Origin of the sequence: Streptomyces sp. NPDC006265, assembly GCF_040613555.1 — a bacterium.
In the GTDB taxonomy this organism is placed as follows: domain Bacteria; phylum Actinomycetota; class Actinomycetes; order Streptomycetales; family Streptomycetaceae; genus Streptomyces.
This window is the reverse complement of the sequence record NZ_JBEXSH010001070.1, coordinates 1-2,673: the sequence shown is the minus strand read 5'-3', so window position 1 is coordinate 2,673 and position 2,673 is coordinate 1. Positions and strand designations below refer to the sequence as shown.

Below are 2,673 nucleotides of genomic sequence, written 5' to 3'. Positions count from 1 at the left end.
GGCGGGGGAGGAGCGCCCGGCCACCTTCGAGGCACGTCCAGCGCAGGCAGCCCGTCCGGCTATTGAGGACGAGGCCGTCCAGGCCGAAGGGGGGTCCGGGGGCGCAGCCCTCAGCGGGGTCGAAGGTGCGCAGTCCCTTCCCGATGGGACGGGTGGGGACGGCGGGGGCGAATCAACCCAGCCCTTCCGCCACCCCACCAGAGGCCGGATCCACCGCGACGAACCCCTCACCTTCACCTTCGACGGCACCGAGTACCAGGGCTACCAGGGCGACACCCTCGCCTCCGCCCTCCTCGCCAACGGCGTCATCCAGACCGGCACCAGCATCAAACTGGGCCGCCCCCGCGGCATCTTCTCGGCAGGCGTCGAGGAACCCAACGCGGTCGTCCAGATCGAGGAACCGTTCCCCGAGCCCATGCTCCCGGCCACCACCGTCGAGCTCTACGACGGCCTCGTCGCGAGCAGCCTCCCCGGCCAGGGCCGCCTCGCCACCGAACCGGACCCGGCCCGCTACGACGCCGTGCACACCCACTGCGACCTCCTGGTCGTCGGCGCCGGCCCGGCCGGACTCGCCGCAGCGGCAGCCGCCGCCCGATCAGGCGCCCGCGTCATCCTCGCCGACGACCAGCCGGATCCCGGCGGCAGCCTCCTCGGCACCGGTGAACTCCTCGACTGGGTCGCCGAGACGACCGCCCGGCTCGACGCCGCCCCCGACGTACGCGTCCTGCGCCGCACCACGGTTTTCGGCTACTACGACGACAACCACCTGCTCGCCGTCGAGCGCCGCACCAACCACCTCGGCGCCGCGGCTCCCGAGAAGGTCTCCCGGGAGCGTGTCCACCGCATCCGGGCCCGCCACGTGGTCCTGGCCACCGGCGCCCACGAACGCTCGCTGGCCTTCGCGGACAACGACCGGCCCGGCGTGATGCTGGCTGCTTCGGCCCGCGCCTACGTCAACCGCCACGGCGTCCTGCCCGGCCGCCACGCGGTCGTCTTCACCACCAACGACAGCGCCTACGCGGTGGCGCTGGACCTCGCCGCGGCGGGCGTCGCCATCGAGGCCGTGGTCGACACCCGTCCCGAGCCGGGGGCGTGGGCCGAGCGCACCCGCCGGGCCGGCATCGAGGTGCTGACGGGCCACGCGGTCACCGCCACGGAAGGCGCCCCCCGGCTCACCTCCGTGACCGTCGCCCCGTACGGACACTCCGAGGGGCAGCGGGAGTTCGCCGCCGACCTGCTCCTGGTCTCCGGCGGCTGGAACCCGGTGGCGCACCTGTTCAGCCAGGCAGGAGGCAAGCTCCGCTACGACGAGGGGCTCGGCACCTTCGTCCCCGACACCTCCCGGCAGGCCGTCGAGGTCGCGGGCGGCGCGAGCGGCGTCTTCGATCTGGCGCGCGTTCTCGCCCAGGGGGCCGCCGCCGGTACCCGCGCGATCGAGGCCGAGGGCTACACCCCGGGGGAGGCCCAGCTGCCCCAGGTGGCGACACAGCCGCAGACACCGCCCATGCGGGTCTTCGCCGTCCCGGGCCGGGAAGGCGCCCCGCGCTTCGTCGACCTGCAACGCGACGTCACCGTCGACGACCTGGCCCGGGCGACCGGCGCCGGCATGCGATCCGTCGAGCACACCAAGCGCTACACCACGGCCGGCACGGCGAACGACCAGGGCAAGACCTCCGGAGTCCTGGCCAGTGGCGTCGTCGCCGAACTGCTCGGCGTGGACATCTCCGCGCTCGGCACGACCACGTTCCGCCCGCCGTACACCCCCGTCTCCTTCGCCGCCCTCGCCGGCCGCGACCGTGGTGCCCTGCTCGACCCGATCCGCACCACCGCCCTGCACGAGTGGCATGTCGCGCACGGCGCCCTGTTGGAGAACGTCGGCCAGTGGAAGCGGCCCTGGTACTACCCGCGGGACGGTGAGGGCATGGAGACGGCTGTGCTGCGCGAGTGCGCCGCCGCCCGTGAGGGTGTCGCCTTCATGGACGCCTCCACCCTCGGCAAGATCGATGTCCAGGGCCCGGACGCCGGCGTCTTCCTCGACCTGCTGTACACCAACATGATGAGCACCCTGAAGGTCGGCATGATCCGCTACGGCGTGATGTGCCGCCCGGACGGGATGGTCTTCGACGACGGCACGGTGATCCGCCTCGACCAGGACCGTTACCTGGTCACCACCACGACGGGCAACGCCGCCGCCGTACTGGACTGGATGGAGGAATGGCTCCAGACGGAGTGGCCCGAACTGCGTGTCCACTGCACGTCGGTGACCGAGCAGTGGGCCACCGTCGCCCTGGTCGGCCCGCGCTCCCGCGAGGTCCTCGGCTCGCTCGCGCCCCGACTCGCCGTAGCCAACGAGGACTTCCCGTTCATGGCGTGGCGCGAGACGACCGTCGCCGGCATCGACGCGCGAGTGTGCCGGATCAGCTTCTCCGGCGAACTCGCCTACGAGATCAACGTGTCACCGTGGGAGGCCCTCGCCCTGTGGGAGGCGCTGTACGAGGCCGGGGCCCCGTACGGCATCACCCCGTACGGCACGGAGACCATGCACGTCCTGCGTGCGGAGAAGGGCTATCCGATCGTAGAGTTCGTCCACGTCGGCGGCGACGAATGCCCCAAGGACCAGTGGCGGCGGTCGGAGACCGCCCAGGCGCGGATCAGGGAACTCGGGCTCGCGGA

1 protein-coding gene is annotated in these 2,673 nt (G+C 72.6%); it reads left to right on the top strand.

The features are described 5' to 3' along the window. On the top strand, positions 1 to 2,673 hold a 2,673-nt coding region (locus ABZ281_RS45340), incomplete at both ends, for a 2Fe-2S iron-sulfur cluster-binding protein (protein WP_356664215.1).